Below are 18867 nucleotides of genomic sequence, written 5' to 3'. Positions count from 1 at the left end.
GAAAACCGGGCATTTGCCCGGCTTTCCTTTTGACTTAGCGATAGGCCAGAAGCTTGCCGTCGCGGGAGACGACATAGAGCGTGCCGCCCGCCACCACCGGCGCCGAGGCCGCGCCCCCCGGAAGTGGTGCTTCCGAGATCAGCTTGCCCGTTGCCGGATCGAAAACCCGCAGACGCTCGTCCGAGGACGCCACAAACAACTTGTTGCCCGCCAGAACCGGCCCGTAATGGACATAGATCGCCTGCTGCTTCTTGGCTTTTTCCTTGATGTAATAGGGCATCGGCACCGAATAGATCTCGGCGCCCGTGGCGGCATCGAGCCGCGTGAGCTTGGCCTCGTCGGACACGAGGAAGACCGAACCGCCGGCCACGACCAGCGGCGAGTTCGCCCCCGTCTTGGCGACCCATTTCTGCTTGCCCGACGCCAGATCGAAGGCTGCGGACCGGCCAGCCGAGGTGCCGGCATAAACCACATCGCCCGCGATGACCGGATCGCCCGTCAGGTCGACGACCGATCCGAAAGCGCGGCCCAAACGACGGCCCGGCACACGCGCCTGCCACATATCGAAGCCACCTTTGGGCAGCGTGGCCATCAGATCGCCCGAGGGGAACGGGAAGACGACCGTGTTACCGCCCACTGCGGGGGCCGAGACTCCGGTCATCGCCGAGGGCGAGGCGCCCCCCTGCATCTGCCATTCGACCTTGCCGTCGCTCTCGCGAATGGCCCAGGCGGAGCCGTCACGCGCCACGACATAGACGAGACCGCCCGAAACGGTCGGTGCGCCGCCAAGGGAGACGCCGAAATCCTGCCGCCAGCGGATAGTGCCCGAGGCCGCATCCACGGCCACCAGTTCGCCATAGCCCGTGGTGACAAACAGCGTATTGCCATCAGCCGCCAGACCGCCGCCCGAGGCCGAGCCTGCGGTCTCGTTGGCGGGGAGCAGATTGGCGCGCCAGAGGGTCTGGCCGGAGGTCGAGGTCGCTGTTACATCGGTATGGCTGTCAAGAGTAAAGATCCGTCCGCCCGAGACCACCGGATCGGCGGTGATGCGGTAGCGTTTCGCATCGCCCTGACCGATACCGGCCTGCCACAGAAGCGTGGTGCCCTGCCCGATCGCCGCATTGGGTGCATGATGCGAAGCATTGCCCGCCCGCTGGGCCCAGTCGGCATTGGAGGTCACGGCAGGCAGGTTGAGCGCGGTCGAGGTTACGGGCGCGGGGCCCGACGCGCTATCGGAAAGCACATCCCGCGGATCGAGCCTGTCACCCTGCAGGATCACTTCCTTTTCGCAGGCGGATACCGCCAGCATCATGCCAAGGGCCGCCATTTTGTGAATAAGCTTCACCGCGCTACTCCTGCCGTCAATGTTACATCGCAATGGCGCGGGCAACCTGCCCGCGCGAGGGGTTTACCCCTGCTTCGTCTCACCACCTAGGGCGGTAATCAGCTGTGTCAGGCGCTGTTGCACGCCAGAGGTCAGACCGGCCTCCTGCAGCATCTCCTGCGCGCGCTTGATCGCCTCGTCGGTCTTGCCGGCCTCGACCAGCACCAGAACCTGCTGTTCCTGTGCCAGTTCCGAATAGGGCGCGCCGGGCTTGGCCAGATCGGCCAGCATCGCATCGCGCTCGGAAGCGGGCATGTCTGCCCCCTGCGCAAGGATCAGCTTGAGCCGCGCCATATCGCGCAGGCTTGCAGGCAATGCCTGATTGTCGGCGGCTGCCTGAAAATGGGTCACGGCCGCGTCGCGCTTGCCGTCATCGATAGCCTGCGAGCCTGCCATCAGATCCAGCACGCCGGCGCGCGCGCCATCGGCTTCGATCCCCTTGAGCGCCGCCAGCGGCTCCTTGCCCTGCACGGCGGCCATCACGCTATCGCCAAAGCTCTCGGCTGCGGCATCATGCTTGCTGGTCTGGATCTCGTTCCATGCCGCCCCGCCTACGATGGCGATCACGGCAACCACGCCCAGCCAGCCCCAGCGCTTGAGCACGCGGTAAAGACGGTCGCGACGCACCTCTTCGGTGACTTCGTCGATAAAGCTGTCGGTCTCGCTCACAGGCGGGCCTCCTTCGTCTTTGTCTGCGGAAATGCAAGATTCCCGCCGCTCGGGCATCGCTGCCCGCATCTGTCCGGCACTACTTATACGCAAGCCGGAGGTCGCGGCAAGGGCAGCTGCTCACGCGCTCAGGCCTGCGGGCCGTCTTCGTGATCGATTTCCGCCGATTGTCGCGCCCACATCTGGGCATAGCGCCCCCCTTGGGCAAGCAGCGCCTCGTGACGGCCCTGCTCGACGATGCGTCCCGCCTCCATCACGACAATCTGATCCGCATCGACGATAGTCGACAGGCGGTGGGCGATGGTGATCACCGTGCGCCCCTGCCCCGCCTCGGCCAGCGAGGCCTGAATATCGCGCTCGGTCTGGGTGTCGAGCGCCGAGGTCGCCTCGTCGAGAAGCAGGATCGGCGGGTTCTTCAGGATGGTGCGGGCGATCCCCACGCGCTGCTTCTCGCCGCCCGAGAGTTTGAGCCCGCGCTCGCCCACCTGCGTGTCATAGCCCTCGGGCAGGCTTTCGATGAAGTCATGGATGCGGGCGGCCTTGGCGGCGGCAATGACCTCCTCGCGCGTGGCCTGCGGGCGCGCATAGGCAATGTTGTAACCCACCGTGTCGTTGAACAGCACCGTATCCTGCGGAACGACCCCGATCGCATCATGGACCGATCCCTGCGTCACATCGCGCAGATCCTGCCCGTCGATGGTGATCGCCCCGCCCGTCACATCGTAGAACCGGAACATCAACCGCCCGATGGTGGATTTTCCAGACCCCGACGGCCCGACCAGCGCCACAGTCTGCCCTGCGGCGATATCAAGGCTAATCCCCTTCAGAATGGGGCGTTCGGGGCTATAGTGGAAGTGCACATCGTGGAAGGAGATCCGCCCGCCTTGCCCCTGCAGATCCGTGGCCCCTGCCTTGTCCTGCACCTCGGGTTTCTGCTCCAGGAGATCATGCATCTCGCCCATATCGGTCAGGCCCTGCCGGATATTGCGATAGACGGATCCAAGGAAATTCAGCGGTGTGGTGATCTGGATCATGTAGGCCTGCACCATCACAAAATCCCCCACGCTGAGGGTGCCGCGCATGGTTTCAATCGCCGCCATCACCATCACCGCGCAGAGCCCCGCCGAGATGATCAGCGCCTGACCGGCATTGAGGAAGGCCAGCGAGCGGTCGGTGCGGATCGCGGCCTTCGCATACTGATCCATCGAGACGTCATAGCGGTCGGTTTCCCAACGGTCGGCATTGAAATATTTCACCGTCTCGAAATTCAGCAGGCTGTCGATGGCCTTCTGGTTGGCCTCCTGATCGGCGGCATTCATCTCGCGGCGCACCTGCACCCGCCATTCGGTGATTTTCAGCGTGAAGCTCACATAGGCGGCGATCGTGACCAACAGCACCAGCGCATAGCGCCAGTCGAAGGCCAGCGCGAAAATCACCAGCACGAAGACCAGCTCGATGATCAGCGGCACGATGTTGAACAAAAGGAACGAGAGCACGAACTCGATGGCCTTCACCCCGCGCTCGATAATGCGCGAGAGCGCCCCTGTGCGCCGCCCGATATGGAAGCGCAGCGACATCGCATGCATATGGCGGAAGGTCTGGATCGCCATCCCCTGCAGCGCGCGCATCCTGACCGGCGCGAAGATGGCATTGCGCAGCTCGTTCACCCCCGAGGAGAGAAACCGCGCCACGCCATAGGCCACGGTCAGCGATACCGCTCCCAGAGGCAGCAGAAGTGCCGGATCGCGGGCATCGCCGGACAGGGCATCAACCGCTAGCTTGTAAAGATAGGGCGTACCCAGCGTCACCGCCTTGGCCCCCACCAGCAAAAGCATCGCCCAGACCACAGTGCGCTTCACCCATGCCGCATCCGAGGGCCAGAGATAGGGCAGGATGAAGCGGATCAGCTTCATCCCACGCTTGCGGTCGGCTCTGGCGGCATCGGAAGGCAGGGAGGTATCGGGCGGCATATCTGGCGTCTTTCGGCTGGATGGCGAAGCGCGACCCTAAAGAACGCCACGCACATTGCCAAGCACCCCCGCGTCAGACACCCCGCTATCGCCCGCTCAGCGCGGCAGGTTGAAGACCTGTCCGGGATAGATCAGATCGGGATTGCGGATCTGGTCGCGATTGGCGTCGAACACCCGCACATAGAGGAACCCGTCGCCATAGGTCTCGCGCGCAATCGCCCAGAGCGTATTGCCGGGCTGGACGGTCAGGATCCTGGTGCCCTCTCCCGATCTGTCTGCCACCGCATTGGCGAGGCTTTCGGGCGTCTCGCGCAGGAAGGGGGTCTCGGCGCGCGAGACGACCTTGCCATCCGCATCCACCGCATCGACGCGCAGCTGATAGGTGCCGGGCGCGATATCGGGCAGGCTCAGTTGCCAGCCCGTCTTGTCACGCGCGGCAGGCGTCGAGAGCGCCACCTGTTTGTTATCGAGATAGATGACGAGCTGGGCATCCTCGGCCAGACCTCGCCCCGCGATCACCACCTCGCCCTGTGGATCATAGGAGAGCGTATCGATTGCCAGATGGTCGAGCGCCGGACCCAGCACGCGGGCACTGGTCGCGTCGGTCACGATGGAGCGCGGCGGCTCGGTGACCGCGCTTACCGGCGCGGCGGCCATATCCGCCTCCGGAGCGGATGCCACGGAGGATGCGGGCTGGGCGATGTTCGCAGGCATCGTGGCATCGGATGTCGCTGACGCAAGCGCCTGCGGTTCCAAGGGCGCGATCTGCAGACTCTCGGGGCTCTCCACCGGCGCCTGTCCTGCCGGCGTTATCCGCAGGCCCACCGATTGTGGCTCGCCGGAGGGCACCACATCGAACTGGGTGGCAAAGGCTCCATCGGCATCGCTCCGGGCTTCGGCCATGACCTCGCCATCGACCAGAATCTCGACCCTCGCATCGGGGGCGGCCCGACCGGCCAGCGTCACTGCCCCGTCAGAGGCGACATGGAGATTGTCGAACCGGCCCATATCGGGGTCCTCCGACATTTCGGGGGTCTGCGGTGCGGGCATATCCTGCGAAGAGGCCGCCTGTGTCACCCCATCCACCGCCCGGACCTCTTTGGCGGGCTCGGGGCTCGCTCCGCTCTCCTGCACCGGATCGACGGAACGCTGCGTCCCCAGCAGCACCAGAAGAACGGCCACAGCGGCAACGCCTGCGCCGATAACGGTCCGTGTCGTGGAAATGTTACTCATGGCATGCGAACTCCTCGGGACCCGCACCCCGCGCTCTTCCCTTGCGAGAGCCTAGCGGCGCGCGTATGACCATACAACACGTTATTACGGGCAATTTACGCTCAAAGACGCTGATATTCCGTGAAAAAAGGAAAGAGACCCCATGACCCAGCCCCAAATCTCCGTCTGCGTCTTCTGTGGATCGCGTCTTGGCGCGAAGGAAAGCTATGCGGAGGCGGCCACCAAGACAGGCGAGATGCTGGCCAAGCGCGGCTGGCGACTGGTCTATGGCGCGGGTGATGTGGGGTTGATGGGCACGGTGGCGCGCGCGGCCCAAGAGGTAGGCGGTGCCACCTTCGGCGTGATCCCCGAGCATCTCTTCTCGCGCGAGGTCGGAAAGCGCGATCTGACCACCTATATCGTCACCGAGACCATGCACGAGCGCAAAAAGGTCATGTTCATGAACTCGGATGCGATCGTGCTCCTGCCGGGGGGGGCTGGGTCGCTCGACGAGATCTTCGAGGTGCTCACTTGGCGCCAGATCGGGCTGCATGGCAAGCCGATCCTGATCCTCAATACCGACGGCTACTGGGAGCCCCTGCGCGCCCTGATTGATCAGTTCATCAACGAGGGGTTTGCCGATCCGAGCATTGGCGAGTTCCTGATCTGGGCCGATACCGTGCCCGAGCTGGAAGCCGCACTGGCCGGAACATTCGACGCCTGATCCCGGCCCTCAGGGCGCGGGCGCGGATTTGCGCGCCCCTGCCCTGAACCCTGCCACCGAATAGAGCGCCAGCGCCACCCAGATCAGAGGCAGCACCACCATCTGCACCTGCGAGAGCGGGTCCTGTAGCACCAGCACCGCAACGAAAAGCTGCAGACTGGGGTTGAGATATTGCATCAGCCCGACCGTCGCCAGCCGCAGGCGTTGGGCGGCGTAGGAAAACAGCATCAGCGGCACGGCGGTCATGCCCGCAGACAGGAGCAAAAACGCCGTCTCGGTCGCATCGCGCCCGAAATGGCCCGAATGGGCGGGTCCGCACCAGCCCAGTTCCAGCCCCAGCAGATAGACTGCTGAAATGGGCGCCAGCACCAGCACCTCGACCGTCACGGTGACCAGAGGCTCGGTGCGAAGTTGCTTCTTTATCAGCCCGTAAAGCCCGAATGTCACCGCGATCACCAGCGGGATCACCGGCGCATGTCCCTCGGCAATGCCCATATAGAGCACCGCCAGCGTGACCAGCGCGATCGCGGCCAGCTGCAACCGCCCTAGCCTCTCGCGCAATACGAGCACCCCCAGAAGCACGGACAGGAGCGGGAAGATATAATAGCCGAAGCTGGCCTCTACCGCGTGATTATGCTGGATCGCCCAGACATAGGTGAACCAGTTGCCGCTGATAAAGATCGCGGCCAGGGCGATAATCATCAAAGAGCGCGGACGCAGCGCCTCGCGCAGCGCCGCCAGCCGTCCCGTCAGGGCGAGGATAATCAGGAACAGGATCGCCGACCAGAGCGTGCGATGCGCCAGAACCTCGATCACCGGCACCTCGCGCAGCACGGCAAAAAAGAGCCCCGACAGGCCCCACATCGTGCAGCAGACGACCATCGCGATCACACCTTTTCCTGCCTCGCTCATCATTTCCCGCTCCACTATCACTCGCGTTCCTAGGACCGGCTCTTGCGCTTTTCGCCCGTCATTGACAACCCATGATGATAAGCCTGCTTGATACCGGACGCCAATAAACAACGCCGCCCCTCGAGGGACGGCGTCAGGTCAACCAGTGGATAGGCCGCGCTCAGGCCGCGAGATCGGCGCAAAGCCAGCGTTCGATCTGGTCGCGCGGAGCGTTGGTATAGGTTTTGGGGATCTCGGCCACCAGCTTGTCGGTGACCTCCTTATGCAGCGCAGGCCTCAATACACCCAGCACCTTGGGGCTGGCGGCGATCACGAGGCGCTTGAAGGCGCCTTTATGGGCGAGCTTGTAGAGTTGCTCGGCCAGATCCTCGGCGAAACGGTCCTTGGCAAGCTGGTGCCAGTCGGTCTCGTCAAAGGCGGATTTCTGGCCCGGCCCGTTATCTGCCATCCGCCCCGGTCGGTCGGTGCCTTGTGCACTGTCGGGCGGGTTGTCCTGCGTCTTTACCTCTCGGACCTCGAGATTGGGGTCTTTGGAATCGGTGATGTTCTCCAGAAACAGCGCCTTCTCGCCATCGGCGATCACCACCCATGTTCCGGTCTCGAGTTTCTTGGTGTCAAACTTGGCCATGAGGGGCCTCCTTCTCTCCATATTCGGTGAGAGGAAAACGCGCGCAGTGGCGGGCCGTTCCGACACGCGCGTTCACGGCTGAGTGGGAACCCGTGCCGCAAAAGAAAAGGCGCCCCGAAGGACGCCTTTCCCGAAAACCTGCCGCTCGCGATTACAGGCGCGAGGCAACGTTTTCCCAGTTGACCAGCTTGTCGAGGAAGTTCGACAGATAGGCCGGACGCTTGTTGCGGAAATCGATGTAGTAGGAATGTTCCCACACGTCGCAGCCTAGAAGTGCGGTCTGGCCGAAGCAGAGCGGGTTGACGCCATTCTCGGTCTTGGTCACCTTCAGCGCGCCATCGGTGTCTTTCACGAGCCACGCCCAGCCCGAACCGAACTGGCCTGCGCCAGCGGCTGCGAACTCTTCCTTGAACTTGTCGACCGACCCGAAGGACTCGGTGATCGCTTTTTCCAGCTCGGAAGGCATGGATTTGCCGGTCGGGCCCATCATTTCCCAGAACTGGGTGTGGTTCCAGTGCTGCGAGGCGTTGTTGAAGATACCGTTTTGCGCGACAGCCGACGCGTTATAGGTGCCCTTGATGATCTCTTCGACCGATTTGCCTTCCCATTCGGTGCCAGCGATCAGCTTGTTGCCGTTATCGACATAAGCTTTGTGGTGGATATCATGGTGATATTCCATCGTCTCCTTCGACATGCCCAGATCGGCAAGTGCGTCATGAGCATAGGGAAGTGCGGGAAGTTCGAAAGCCATGGGTAAACCCCTTCTTGACAGATAGTGAATGTCTTCGCGCTCAATAGAAGCCCGCTAACCGAGGAGGTCAAGGGGGGTCATCCGGCGATCAGGGGCTTATTGCAGTGTTTCCCTCAACTATTTCAGGGCATTGCGCATCAGTTTGAAAGGTTTGCCTACCGTGGTGCAACCCTGCACAGTTTCTGTCCCGAAATGGAAGATTGCCGGAAGATGGGCCCAGGCCTAGCTTTGGATCAAACGGGCCTGATGCCCGACAACTGGAGATCGAGATGTCTAAGAAAATTGCTATTCTTGTCGGGTCTTTGCGCAAAGGCTCTTTCAACCGGATGATCGCGCAGACGCTGGTGGAGCAGGCCCCCGAAGGCTACGAGTTCGCCTTTGTCGAACTCGGCGATCTGCCGCTCTACAACCCCGATCTGGACGAGGGCGATGTGCCCGCCGCATGGACCCGCCTGCGCGGCGACATCAAATCCGCCGATGCCGTGATGTTCGTGACGCCCGAATATAACCGCTCGGTTCCGGCCTCGATCAAGAACGCGCTCGATGTGGGCTCGCGCCCCTATGGCGAGAGCGTCTGGGCCGGCAAACCGGCGCTTGTGGTCTCGGGCTCGATGGGCGGCATCGCGGGATTCGGCGCCAACCACCATCTGCGCCAGTCGCTCGTCTTCCTCGATATGCCGGTGCTGCAACAGCCCGAAGCCTATATCGGCGGCATCCATACGCTGTTCGACGAGGCGGGGAACATGACCAATGACGGCACGAAAGACTTCATGGGGACGATCATGAAAGCCTTCGATGCCTGGATCAAAAAGCTGGCCTGATCGCGTTGGCCCGATCGCGTTGGCCCGATCGCGTTGGCCCGATCGCGTTGGCCCGATCGCGTTGGCCCGATCGCGTTGGCCCGATCGCGTTGGCCCGATCGCGTTGGCAAGACAGAAAAAGGGCGCCCCGCGGGGCGCCCTTCCTGTTTGCGTGTGGTGGCTCAGCTCTCGGGCCGCATCATCCGCGCCATGAGACCGTCCTTCAGGACATAGTGGTGGAAAAGCCCCATCGCGGCATGCGCCCCCGCAAGGATCAGCAGAGCGTCGGCGCAGAGCTTGTGGATATCGCCCGCCGCATCGATCCCCGCAAACCACATGGCCATCCCAAGAAGCGGCACGGCAAAGAGCAGGACATACAGAAGGCGATGCCCCCAGACGCCCGCCACATGCAAAAGCCCCTGCCCCGGAACGTCAGGAACCCCGCGGGCCTTGCGCAGACCAAAACGCACCACGACCAGCACCAGAACGGCGACGCCCACCCAGACATGGATCTGCGGGTTGAGCTCGAGCGGGCCCGTGCTGCCGTCAAGGCGGTTATCGACCGCACGTCCCATGCCCTCGCTATAGAACCAGTTGAACACCACCAACACCGCCACAGCCCAATGCAGCAGGATCTGGATCCCTGAATATCCCGTTCTTCGTGCCATCACAGCCTTTTCCCTTCGACAGACGCGGAGCGATCTTCCGCAACCATCGCAGACTGCAACCCGAGGCTTACAGGAGGCTTACGGTAGAACCGGAAACGCAAAACGCGCCGGGAAGGCCCCCCGGCGCGTTTTCTTCCGTCATCGGAACGGATTTCAGAAAAGTTCGCCACCCTTGCGCGCGCTGACTTCCAGCAAGCCCATCAGATAGGTGGCGTAGGAGCGGAAGCAGACGAGCGAGAGCTGCTCCTCGCCCGACCACCAGACCGCCGCCGCCGTCTGGGCAGTGCGGGTGCGGCGCACCTCGTCCTTTGCCATCATCGCGAAATCGATGGGCGAGATCTTCATCACCACCTGAGCGGCCAGCGGCCCCGTGACGGTAAAGATCGAGCGCGCCTCGGAGACATTGGCCACGAGGAAATGCTCGCCCTTGAGCGCGGTCTCCATCGCCTGCGCCACAGAGACGGCATCGGCGTAGGGCACGAGGATCAGAAGCTCGTCGGGGCTCATCCACAGCACCGATTTCGCGCCCTTCGAGATCACCTTGCGCGGCTCGGGCAGCGACAGACCCAGCCACTCCAGCGCATCGGCAAGTGCTTTTGACCCGAAATCGGCGCGCAGGGTGATCATCCCCTGCAGGCCCCCTTCCGCCACGGTGCAGAAACCGGACACCGTCTTGCCATTCAGCGCACTTACAGCGGTCATTGCCTCAGACATCCTGTTTTGCTCCTTCTTTGTCGAAGAACACCGGATCGACGATCCGACATTTCACGAGACCGGTTTCGTTCTGGAACTCGATCTCCTCGCCCATCCGCTCGGGACCACGATGGACAAGCGCCATCGCGATGCCCTTCTTGAGGGTCGGCGAGTAATAGGTCGAGGTCACGCGGCCTTGGGTGTTGCGCTGGCCCATATCGTTATTGCCGGGCGCGGGTGCATAGACGCCATCAGGCAGAACCGAGCCGTCCAGCGTCTCGAGCCCCACCAGACGCCAGCGATCGGGGCTGGCCATGGCCTTACGGGCATGGGCGCGTTTGCCGAGGAAATCGTCCTTCTTCTTGGAGATCGCCCAATGCAGACCCAGATCCTGCGGGATCACGGTGCCATCAGTCTCGTCGCCGATCATGATGAAGCCCTTCTCGGCGCGCATGACGTGCAGCGCCTCGGTGCCATAGGGCATCACGCCGAATTCCTGACCGGCTTCATAGAGCTTCTCCCAAAGCGCCAGACCCATATTGGCAGGGGCAGCGATCTCGTAGGACAACTCGCCCGAGAAGGAGATACGGAAGATGCGCACCGGAATACCGCCCAGCTCGCCCTCTTTCCATTCCATGAAGGGCAGCGTCTCTTTGGACACATCCATGCCGCCGAGTTTCTCCAGAAGCTTGCGGGCTTTGGGCCCGACCACGGCGATCTGGGCGTAGTTCTCGGTCACGTTGGCGGTATAGACCTTCCAGTCCCACCACTCGCATTGCAGCCAGTCTTCCATCCAGTCGTGGATATGCGCCACACCGCCCGAGGTAGTGTGCACGAGGAAGGTGTCCTCCGACAGGCGCGCCACCACACCGTCATCCATCAGGAAGCCGTTCTCGTTACACATCAGGCCATAGCGGCATTTGCCGACCTTCAGCGTGGACATCATGTTGGTGTAGAGCATATCGAGGAATTTCCCCGCATCCGGCCCTTTGACCAAGATCTTGCCCAGCGTCGAGGCATCGAGCATCCCCACATTCTCGCGGGTATTCAGGATCTCGCGGTTGACCGACTGGCGGTGAGTCTCGCCCGCTTTGGCATAGGTATAGGGGCGGCGCCACTGGCCGACCGGTTCCCAATGCGCCCCCATCTTCTCGTGCCAGTCCTGAATGGGCGTGCGGCGCAGCGGCTGGAACAGATCGCCGCGGGCTTCTGCCGTCACCACACCGAAGGAGATCGGTGTATAGGGCGGACGGAAAGTGGTGGTGCCGGTGGCAGGGATCGCCTGACCCAGCGCATCCGACAGAACCGCCAGACCGTTGATATTGGAGAGTTTGCCCTGATCGGTGGCCATGCCGAGCGTGGTATAGCGCTTGGTATGTTCGACCGATTCATAGCCCTCACGCGCGGCCAGCTGCACGTCCGAGACCTTCACATCATTCTGGAAATCGAGGAAGGACTTGAATTTGAGTGCCTCGGGCGCCCCCGCAGGCATCTGCCAGACCGCCATCATCGGTGCCTCGGGTTCGCATTGCATATCAACGCCCGCCTCGGTGCCGATATCCGCGAGCGACAGCTTGCCATTGGCCGCACCGACCGGCTCGCAGAGCGCCGCGCCATCATGGCTGAGCGGCGGCGCCGCGAGGTTCGGCACGAACATCGCCTGCGCCTCGTCCCAGTTCAGCTTGCCCCCCACATGCGACCACAGGTGTACGACCGGCGACCAGCCGCCTGACATGGCGACACAGTCACAGGCGATGGTCTCGATAACGCCACCCTCGCCGTTCTGGGCGCAGATCTCGACGCCGGTCACGGCTTTCGAGCCGAGCACCTTGGTGATGCCACGGCCCTCGAGGATACGCACGCCGCGCGCCTTCAGCTCCGCCGCCAATGCGCCGGTTGCCGCAGGGCGGGCATCCACGATCGCAGGCACCGAAAGGCCCGCATCCAGAAGCACCTTGGCGGTGCGGTAGGCATCGTCGTTATTGGTGACCACAACGGTGCGGTCGCCCGGGCTTACGGCCCAGTTCACGACATAGTCGCGCACCGCGGAGGCCAGCATCACGCCCGGCACATCGTTGCAGGCAAAGGACAGCGGGCGCTCGATCGCGCCGGTCGCGGTCACGACCTTGCCCACGCGCATCCGCCACAACCGGTGACGCGGCTTGCCGGAGCCCGGCTCGCTATCGCCCGCGGTATCATAGCCCAGAGCGTAACCGTGGTTATAGAGCCCCGAAATCATGAAGCGGGTGCGCAGGGTGACATTGTCCATCGCTTCCAGCTTGGCGATGGAGGCATCGATCCAGGCCTGCGGCTCCATGCCCTCGATCAGGCCGCCATCGACCGGCGCACGACCGCCCCAGGCGGCGGTCTGTTCGACCAGCCAGACGCGCTTGCCCTCGCCCGCAGCCTTCAGCGCCGCCGCGATACCGGCCACGCCACCGCCCGCAACCAGCACGTCGCAATAGGCATAGATCTGTTCGTAGCGGTCGACATCGGCCTCTTTGGGCGCATCGCCCAGACCCGCCGCACGGCGGATGATCGGCTCGTAGAGATGCTTCCATGCGGCTTTCGGACCCATGAAGGTCTTGTAGTAGAAGCCTGCGGGGAAGAACTTGTAGAGCTTGTCGTTGATGATGCCCACATCGATCTCGAGGCTCGGCCAGTGGTTCTGGGTCTTCACCTCGGCCTGATCGAAGAGGAGCGTGGTGGTGGTGCGCTGGTCGGGCTCGAAACGGGCATTGCGGCCCAGACCCACAAGCGCGTTGGGCTCTTCGGCACCGGAGCCCACGAGGCCGCGGGGACGGTGATATTTGAACGAGCGGCCGAGCAGCGTCTGGCCATTACCGAGAATGGCCGAGGCCAGCGTATCGCCCGCATAGCCGCGCATCGGACGGCCGTTGAAGGTGAAGGTCAGGGATTTCGCGCGGTCGATCAGGCGACCGCCTTTGGACAGACGGGTGCTCATTTGCTGTAACCTTCGAAGTCGGGGCGTTTGGCGCGGATGGCGTCGATGACGTCTTGCGGCGGCTCTTTGGTCTGGGCCGAATAGGTCGCAAAGACTTCCAGCGTCACGGTGCAGCGCGCCGCCAAAAACCACTTGCCGCAGCCTGCGGAATGGCGCCAGCGTTCGAAATGGACGCCCTTGGGGTTCTTGCGCGTGAAGAGATAGTTCTCGAACTCGGCATCGCTGGAGCCCGGCCCGAAGCGCGTCAGATGCGCCTCGCCGCCATAATGCAGTTCGGTTTCCTCGGCTTTGATGCCACAGCAGGGGCATTGAAGGATCAGCATATGCGCGCTCCCTGAAGACGGGGGCGCGCCTGGGTGCTGCGCCCGTTAGTTGTTGTTGTCACCCGGCAGATCGATCTGGATCTCGGGCTCATCCTTTTGCGGGACATCGCCGCCCGACCAGATATACCAGCCAAGGCCCGCGACGATGACGATGAGCGCCCCGATGAGGAAGCTCTTGGTGTTGCCGCTACCGTTACCTTCGGACATGTGTCGTATTCCTTCTGAAGCATGTTCAGAGGCGTAACAGAGCCGTGAGCGGAATGGTTCCGCCCGCAAATATCTTTTTCTGCCGTGGCGGGCAGATGCCCTGCCCAGACCGACACCGTGCCCATCAGTGTGCCACCCCTGCGGCCACGGATTCGTCCACGAAACGGCCTTCGGTGAAGCGGTCGAGGCCGAAGCCCTTGGCCAGCGGTCCCGGCTCGCCCTTGGCGATCAGCTCGGCCATCGCCCAGCCCGACCCCGGAATGGCCTTGAAGCCACCCGTGCCCCAGCCGCAATTGACGAAGATGTTCTTGACCGGCGTTTTCGACAAGATCGGCGAGTGGTCACCCGTAATATCCACGATCCCGCCCCATTGGCGCAGCATCTTGAGGCGCGAGATGATCGGATAGGTCTCGACAAGCGAGCGCACGGTTTCCTCGATGGTATACCACGAGCCGCGCTGCGAATAGTTGTTGGGGTGATCGATGCCACCGCCCAGAACCAGCTCGCCCTTGTCGGACTGGCTGATATAGCAGTGCACGAGGTTCGCCATCACGACAACGTCGATACAGGGTTTGATCGGTTCAGACACCCAAGCCTGCAGCGCCACCGATTCGAGCGGCAGACGGAAGCCCGCCATATTGGCCACGGTGCCCGCATGCCCTGCGGTGACAATCGACAGCTTCTCGCAGTCAATCGCGCCCTTGGTGGTGTCGATGCCGCGCACCTCGCCATTTTCGGTGCGGATGCCGGTGACTTCGCATTTCTGGATGATATCCATGCCCATATTCGAGCAGGCCCGTGCCAGACCCCATGCGACCGCATCGTGGCGCGCGGTGCCGCCGCGCTCCTGATAGAGCGCGCCCAGCACCGGATAGCGCGGCCCGTCGATATTGAGAATCGGCACGAGGCTCTTGACCTCTTCGCGCCCGATCCACTTGGTCTCGATGCCCTGCAGCTGGTTGGCATAGACGGTGCGCTTGTAGCCGCGCATCTCGTGCTCGGATTGCGCCAGCATCAGAAGGCCGCGCGGCGAGAACATGATATTGTAGTTGAGGTCCTGGCTCAGGCCCTCGTAGAGCTGGAGCGCCTTGTCGAAGATGCCGGCCGAAGGGTCCTGCAGGTAGTTCGAGCGGATGATCGTGGTGTTACGGCCCGTGTTGCCGCCGCCGAGCCAGCCTTTCTCGATGATCGCGACATCCTTGATGCCATGGACCTTGCCCAGGTAATAGGCGGTCGCCAGACCATGTCCGCCCGCGCCGATCACGATGACCTTGTATTTGCGCTTGGGCTCTGGGCTGCGCCAGGCTTTTTCCCATCCGGCGTGATAGCGCATCGCCTCGCGCGCAACGGCAAAGATGGAATATTTCCGCATGCCCCGGCTCTCCTGTCCTGAAATCGTCCAACACGGGTCACCGCCCGCCTTCTCCTTTTTGATGGACCCGAGCGCCCGAGGAAACCCCGCCAGTCGCGGCATTTTTCGTCTAAATGCGACACGCGTTTAAAATGACGCGATTTCGCGACACATGGCAGGCATTCGCCGTGCGAATACCGCAGTCGCAGACCCGCTCCGGAAGGGCTGCGGATCACGGTCTCGTTCCCGCCATCAGCGCTATAAGGCTTCCTTCACTCCGTGATTTTCCCTAAGGGAGACAGGAATGAAGGGGATTGGGTTATGCTGTTCTGGATTGTTGTCGCAATTGTCTTGCTGCTCGTGGCGTTGGTCTTTCTGTCGGCGCTCTGGCGCCTGCGCATGGAAGGGGATGAAAACGACATCACCGAGAGCGCGGATATGCGCGTCTATCGCGATCAGCTGAGCGAGGTCGATCGTGACCGCGCCCGTGGCACCCTCTCCGAAGACGATGCCGAACGCGCGCGGATCGAGATCTCGCGCAAGCTCCTCGAGGCCGATCGCGCAGCCCGCGCAGCCGCCGCACCGCCGCGCTCCCCGAAAACGGCGCGGATCGCGGCGAGCGTGGTGATTCTGGGCTGTCTGGGCGGGGCCGTGGCGCTTTATGCCTATCTGGGCGACGACGGTTATGCCGACCAGCCTATCGGCACCCGTCTGGCACTGGCCGACGAGAGCTATCTGGGCCGCCCCCATCAGGATCAGGCCGAGGCCGATTTTGCCAAGACCTTCAAGAAGCCTCAGGTCGATGCGCAATTCGCAGCCCTTATGGACAAGCTGCGTCAGGCCGTGAAGGACCGCCCCGATGATCCGCAGGGCCTGCGTCTTCTGGCGCGCAACGAGATCACGATGGGCAATTTCGCCGATGGTGTCGCGGCTCAGCAACAGCTGATCAAGGTGCTGGGCGACAAGGTCACAGCCGATGATCAGGCCGATCTGGGCGAGTATATGGTGATCGCGGCGGGTGGTCTGGTGACCCCCGAGGCCGAGGCCGCCTTCGGTCAGGCCGTGCAGCTTGACAAGACCAACGGGCGGGCGCGGTATTATATCGGGCTGATGATGGCCCAGAACGGCCGCCCCGACCGGACCTTCCGCATCTGGGATGCGCTTCTGACCGATAGCAAGGCCTCGGATGACTGGGTGAAACCGATGCTCGCCAATATGCCTACCATCGCGTGGCTCGCAGGCCAGCCCGATTACCAGCCGCCCGAATTAGGCCGCGACGGCCCGAGCCTGAGCGATCTGGTCGCCGCCCAGAAACTGCCGCAGGCCCAACGCGCGGGCGCGATTGGCGACAAGGTGGATGCGCTTCAGGCCCGCATGGCCAATCAGGGCGGTAGCGCCGAGGATTGGGCGACGCTGCTGGCGGGGCTGCGGCTTCTGGGGCGCGATGATCAGGTCACCGCGATCCTCTCGGAGGCGCGTGGCACCTTCGCCAAGGCCCCCGAGGCGCTAAAGCTCCTGGATCAGGCCGCCAAGGGCACATGGCCAGCAGATGTCACCGCCGATCTGCCCGGTCCCTCGGCAGAGGATGTGAAAAACGCCGAGAGCCTGTCGGCGCAGGATCGCCAGCAGATGATTCAGGGCATGGTCGACGGGCTGGTCTCGCGGCTGGAAATCGATGGCGGCTCGGCCGCCGAATGGACCCGCGCCCTGCGCGCCCTGATGACCCTCAACCAGAAAGACCGTGCGCACGATCTTCTGGCCAAGGCACAAACCGCTTTGGCCGCGGATCAATCCGCGCTAGAGGAGGTGACCGCCACCGCCAAGGAGCTCGGGCTCGACCAATGATCCACGAAGATATCGCCGAATTCGCAGCAGCCCTCCCCCGTATGGGGTCGATCCTCGGGCTCGATCTGGGCACCAAGACCATCGGGGTCGCGGGCTCCGATATGCTGCGCTCGGTCGCAAGCCCGATCCTGACGATCAAGCGCACCAAGTTCACCGCCGATGCCGAGGCGCTGTTCAAGATCGTGGCCGAGCGCGAGACCTGCGCCATCATCCTCGGCCTGCCGCGCAATATGGACGGCTCCGAAGGCCCGCGCGCGCAATCGACGCGCGCCTTTGCCCGCAATATCGCCCGCATGTGCGAACTGCCCATCGGCTATTGGGACGAACGCCTGTCTACCGTGGCCGCCGAACGCGCCATGCTGGAGGCAGATCTCTCGCGCGCCAAACGCGCCGAGCGGATCGACAATGTGGCGGCGAGTTTCATCCTGCAGGGCGCGCTCGACCGGCTGGCCAATCTGCGGGGCTGATATGGCGCGCATCAAGAGCCCCTGCCGCAATATCTGCAGCTTCGACCAGCCGAGCCAGACCTGCCTCGACTGTCACCGCAAGATCGACGAGATCGCGCGCTGGGGAACCATGTCGCATATGGAACGCCAGAAGATCCTCAAGGACCTGCCGCGCCGCCGCAAGGAAGCGGCCCGTAACTAGGGCTCCGCGATCAACCGACCGGATAGACGAAACAGCGGTCGCGGCGGATCATCAGCCACATCGGCGTGCCCGCTTTGGGCAGGAAGACATTGGGCACGGTGGCCTTGAGCACCGAGCCGTCATAATCCATCCGGAACTCCACAAGGCTCTCGCGCCCCATGAACCGGGCACGCTCCACCACGCCGCGCGCGGCCGTGCCATCCTGCGGCGTGGGCAGTGGCCCGTGGCCGGCACGGTCGAAATCGATCTTCAGATGCTGCGGGCGGATCACGATGTCCACCTCGGACCCGTCGGCCCGACCGGGGGCCAGAAACTCGCCAAAGGCGGTGCGGGTCAGCGCGCCCTGCACACGGGCGCGGATCACATTGATATCCGAGAAGAACGCCGCCGCCGCCCGATCCACCGGCGCATTATAAAGGTTATAGGGCGCCCCGCCCTGCACGATCCGCCCGCCGCGCATCAGAAGGATCTCGTCGGCCATGCGCATGGCCTCCTGCGGCTCGTGGGTGACCAGCAGAACGGCGGTGCCTTCCTCCTTCAGAAGCGAGAGCGTCTCGTCGCGGATATCGTCGCGCAGCCGTTCGTCGAGCCCCGAGAAAGGCTCGTCCATCAACAGGATACGCGGACGCGGCGCAAGCGCACGGGCCAGTGCCACACGCTGCTGCTCGCCCCCCGACAGCTCGTGCGGAAAATGGTCGATATGATGGGCCAGATGGACGCGCGCCAGAAGATCCTCGACCCGTGCCCGTTTCTCGCGCGCAGGGCCGGAGAGCCCGAAGGCCACGTTATCGGCCACCGACAGATGCGGGAACAGCGCGAAATCCTGAAACATCAACCCGATGGCGCGGCGCTCCGGCGGCACGCGGAACACGGTATCGCAGATCAGCTGGCCATCGACAAAGATCTTGCCGCGATCTTGCATATCAACGCCGGCGATCATCCGCAGCGTCGTGGATTTGCCACAGCCTGACGGACCCAGCAGGCAGGTCACCTGCCCCGCCTGAATGGAGAAGGACACATCGCGCACCACCTCCCGCCCTTCGAACGAACGGAAAAGCCCCTGCACTTCGAGGCGCGGGGTCACGTCGAGGCGCGGGGTCGGGGCGGTTGCAGTCAT

At 63.4% G+C, this 18867-nt stretch carries 19 protein-coding genes; 5 read left to right on the top strand and 14 right to left on the bottom strand.

The features are described 5' to 3' along the window. Positions 1-34 precede the first annotated feature (34 nt). The 4 genes from ABEB22_RS09790 to ABEB22_RS09775 form a co-directional block, all read right to left on the bottom strand. Positions 35-1345, bottom strand: coding sequence for a PQQ-binding-like beta-propeller repeat protein (locus ABEB22_RS09790; RefSeq protein ID WP_339113084.1), 1311 nt, complete (start codon positions 1343-1345; stop codon positions 35-37). A gap of 63 nt (positions 1346-1408) precedes the next feature. Beyond that, positions 1409-2053 carry a tetratricopeptide repeat protein gene (locus ABEB22_RS09785; protein WP_339113085.1) on the bottom strand — a complete coding sequence of 215 codons (645 nt, stop codon included), beginning with the start codon at positions 2051-2053 and terminating at the stop codon, positions 1409-1411. Between the two features lie 128 nt (positions 2054-2181). Continuing rightward, positions 2182-4023 (bottom strand): ABCB family ABC transporter ATP-binding protein/permease, encoded by a 1842-nt coding sequence (locus ABEB22_RS09780; protein ID WP_406870182.1) that lies wholly within the window; start codon positions 4021-4023, stop codon positions 2182-2184. A 96-nt stretch (positions 4024-4119) separates the two neighbouring features. Next, positions 4120-5256: a LysM peptidoglycan-binding domain-containing protein gene (locus ABEB22_RS09775; RefSeq protein WP_406870181.1), complete on the bottom strand. Its 1137-nt coding sequence runs from the start codon at positions 5254-5256 to the stop codon at positions 4120-4122. Between the two features lie 142 nt (positions 5257-5398). Between ABEB22_RS09775 and ABEB22_RS09770 the strand changes: the two genes are divergently transcribed. Then, a complete protein-coding gene (locus tag ABEB22_RS09770; protein ID WP_406870180.1) occupies positions 5399-5959 on the top strand; it encodes a TIGR00730 family Rossman fold protein in 561 nt (186 codons plus the stop codon). Between the two features lie 9 nt (positions 5960-5968). On the opposite strand, the gene rarD is transcribed toward ABEB22_RS09770, so the two are convergent. From rarD to ABEB22_RS09755, 3 genes are all read right to left on the bottom strand, one after another. Continuing rightward, positions 5969-6874 (bottom strand): EamA family transporter RarD, encoded by a 906-nt coding sequence (gene rarD, locus ABEB22_RS09765; protein ID WP_406870179.1) that lies wholly within the window; start codon positions 6872-6874, stop codon positions 5969-5971. Positions 6875-7031: 157 nt separating this feature from the next. Then, positions 7032-7499 carry a host attachment protein gene (locus ABEB22_RS09760; protein WP_406870178.1) on the bottom strand — a complete coding sequence of 156 codons (468 nt, stop codon included), beginning with the start codon at positions 7497-7499 and terminating at the stop codon, positions 7032-7034. A gap of 151 nt (positions 7500-7650) precedes the next feature. Further along, complete coding sequence (locus ABEB22_RS09755; protein WP_339113091.1) at positions 7651-8250, bottom strand: superoxide dismutase; 600 nt, start codon at positions 8248-8250, stop codon at positions 7651-7653. 269 nt (positions 8251-8519) lie between these two features. Between ABEB22_RS09755 and ABEB22_RS09750 the strand changes: the two genes are divergently transcribed. Next, entirely contained in the window at positions 8520-9071 is a 552-nt protein-coding gene (locus ABEB22_RS09750) for an NAD(P)H-dependent oxidoreductase (RefSeq protein ID WP_350936878.1), read from the top strand. A 161-nt stretch (positions 9072-9232) separates the two neighbouring features. On the opposite strand, the gene ABEB22_RS09745 is transcribed toward ABEB22_RS09750, so the two are convergent. The 6 genes from ABEB22_RS09745 to ABEB22_RS09720 all read right to left on the bottom strand — a co-directional run bounded on the left by ABEB22_RS09745 (position 9233) and on the right by ABEB22_RS09720 (position 15278). Beyond that, positions 9233-9718 (bottom strand): cytochrome b, encoded by a 486-nt coding sequence (locus ABEB22_RS09745; RefSeq protein WP_406870177.1) that lies wholly within the window; start codon positions 9716-9718, stop codon positions 9233-9235. Positions 9719-9871: 153 nt separating this feature from the next. Then, positions 9872-10420 (bottom strand): sarcosine oxidase subunit gamma family protein, encoded by a 549-nt coding sequence (locus tag ABEB22_RS09740; RefSeq protein WP_339113094.1) that lies wholly within the window; start codon positions 10418-10420, stop codon positions 9872-9874. 4 nt (positions 10421-10424) lie between these two features. Further along, entirely contained in the window at positions 10425-13376 is a 2952-nt protein-coding gene (locus ABEB22_RS09735; RefSeq protein WP_406870176.1) for a sarcosine oxidase subunit alpha family protein, read from the bottom strand. Next, on the bottom strand, positions 13373-13699 hold the full coding sequence (locus ABEB22_RS09730) for a sarcosine oxidase subunit delta (RefSeq protein WP_339113096.1): 327 nt from the start codon (positions 13697-13699) through the stop codon (positions 13373-13375). Before ABEB22_RS09730 ends, ABEB22_RS09735 begins: the two co-directional genes overlap by 4 nt. 45 nt (positions 13700-13744) lie before the next feature. After that, the gene (locus ABEB22_RS09725) at positions 13745-13906 is read right to left on the bottom strand and encodes a DUF1071 domain-containing protein (RefSeq protein WP_339106941.1); all 162 of its coding nucleotides are present in this window, start codon (positions 13904-13906) and stop codon (positions 13745-13747) included. A gap of 124 nt (positions 13907-14030) precedes the next feature. Beyond that, the gene (locus ABEB22_RS09720; protein ID WP_406870175.1) at positions 14031-15278 is read right to left on the bottom strand and encodes a sarcosine oxidase subunit beta family protein; all 1248 of its coding nucleotides are present in this window, start codon (positions 15276-15278) and stop codon (positions 14031-14033) included. Positions 15279-15578: 300 nt separating this feature from the next. Here ABEB22_RS09720 and ccmI point away from each other — a divergent pair, with 300 nt between their 5' ends. The 3 genes from ccmI to ABEB22_RS09705 are packed head-to-tail and all read left to right on the top strand — an operon-like array spanning position 15579 to position 17750. Next, positions 15579-17102, top strand: a complete 1524-nt coding sequence (ccmI, locus tag ABEB22_RS09715) for a c-type cytochrome biogenesis protein CcmI (RefSeq protein ID WP_406870174.1) — start codon at positions 15579-15581, stop codon at positions 17100-17102. Next, positions 17099-17569 carry a Holliday junction resolvase RuvX gene (ruvX, locus tag ABEB22_RS09710; protein ID WP_339113099.1) on the top strand — a complete coding sequence of 157 codons (471 nt, stop codon included), beginning with the start codon at positions 17099-17101 and terminating at the stop codon, positions 17567-17569. Before ccmI ends, ruvX begins: the two co-directional genes overlap by 4 nt. A gap of 1 nt (position 17570) precedes the next feature. Next, positions 17571-17750, top strand: coding sequence for a DUF1289 domain-containing protein (locus ABEB22_RS09705; protein ID WP_339113100.1), 180 nt, complete (start codon positions 17571-17573; stop codon positions 17748-17750). A gap of 10 nt (positions 17751-17760) precedes the next feature. Here the strand turns inward: ABEB22_RS09705 and ABEB22_RS09700 are convergent, their stop codons facing one another. Beyond that, positions 17761-18867, bottom strand: coding sequence for an ABC transporter ATP-binding protein (locus ABEB22_RS09700; RefSeq protein ID WP_406870173.1), 1107 nt, complete (start codon positions 18865-18867; stop codon positions 17761-17763).

This window comes from Thioclava sp. 'Guangxiensis', assembly GCF_045348365.1.
In the GTDB taxonomy this organism is placed as follows: domain Bacteria; phylum Pseudomonadota; class Alphaproteobacteria; order Rhodobacterales; family Rhodobacteraceae; genus Thioclava; species Thioclava kandeliae.
Note: the sequence above shows the minus strand (reverse complement) of the source record. Positions and strands in the feature narration are given on the sequence as shown.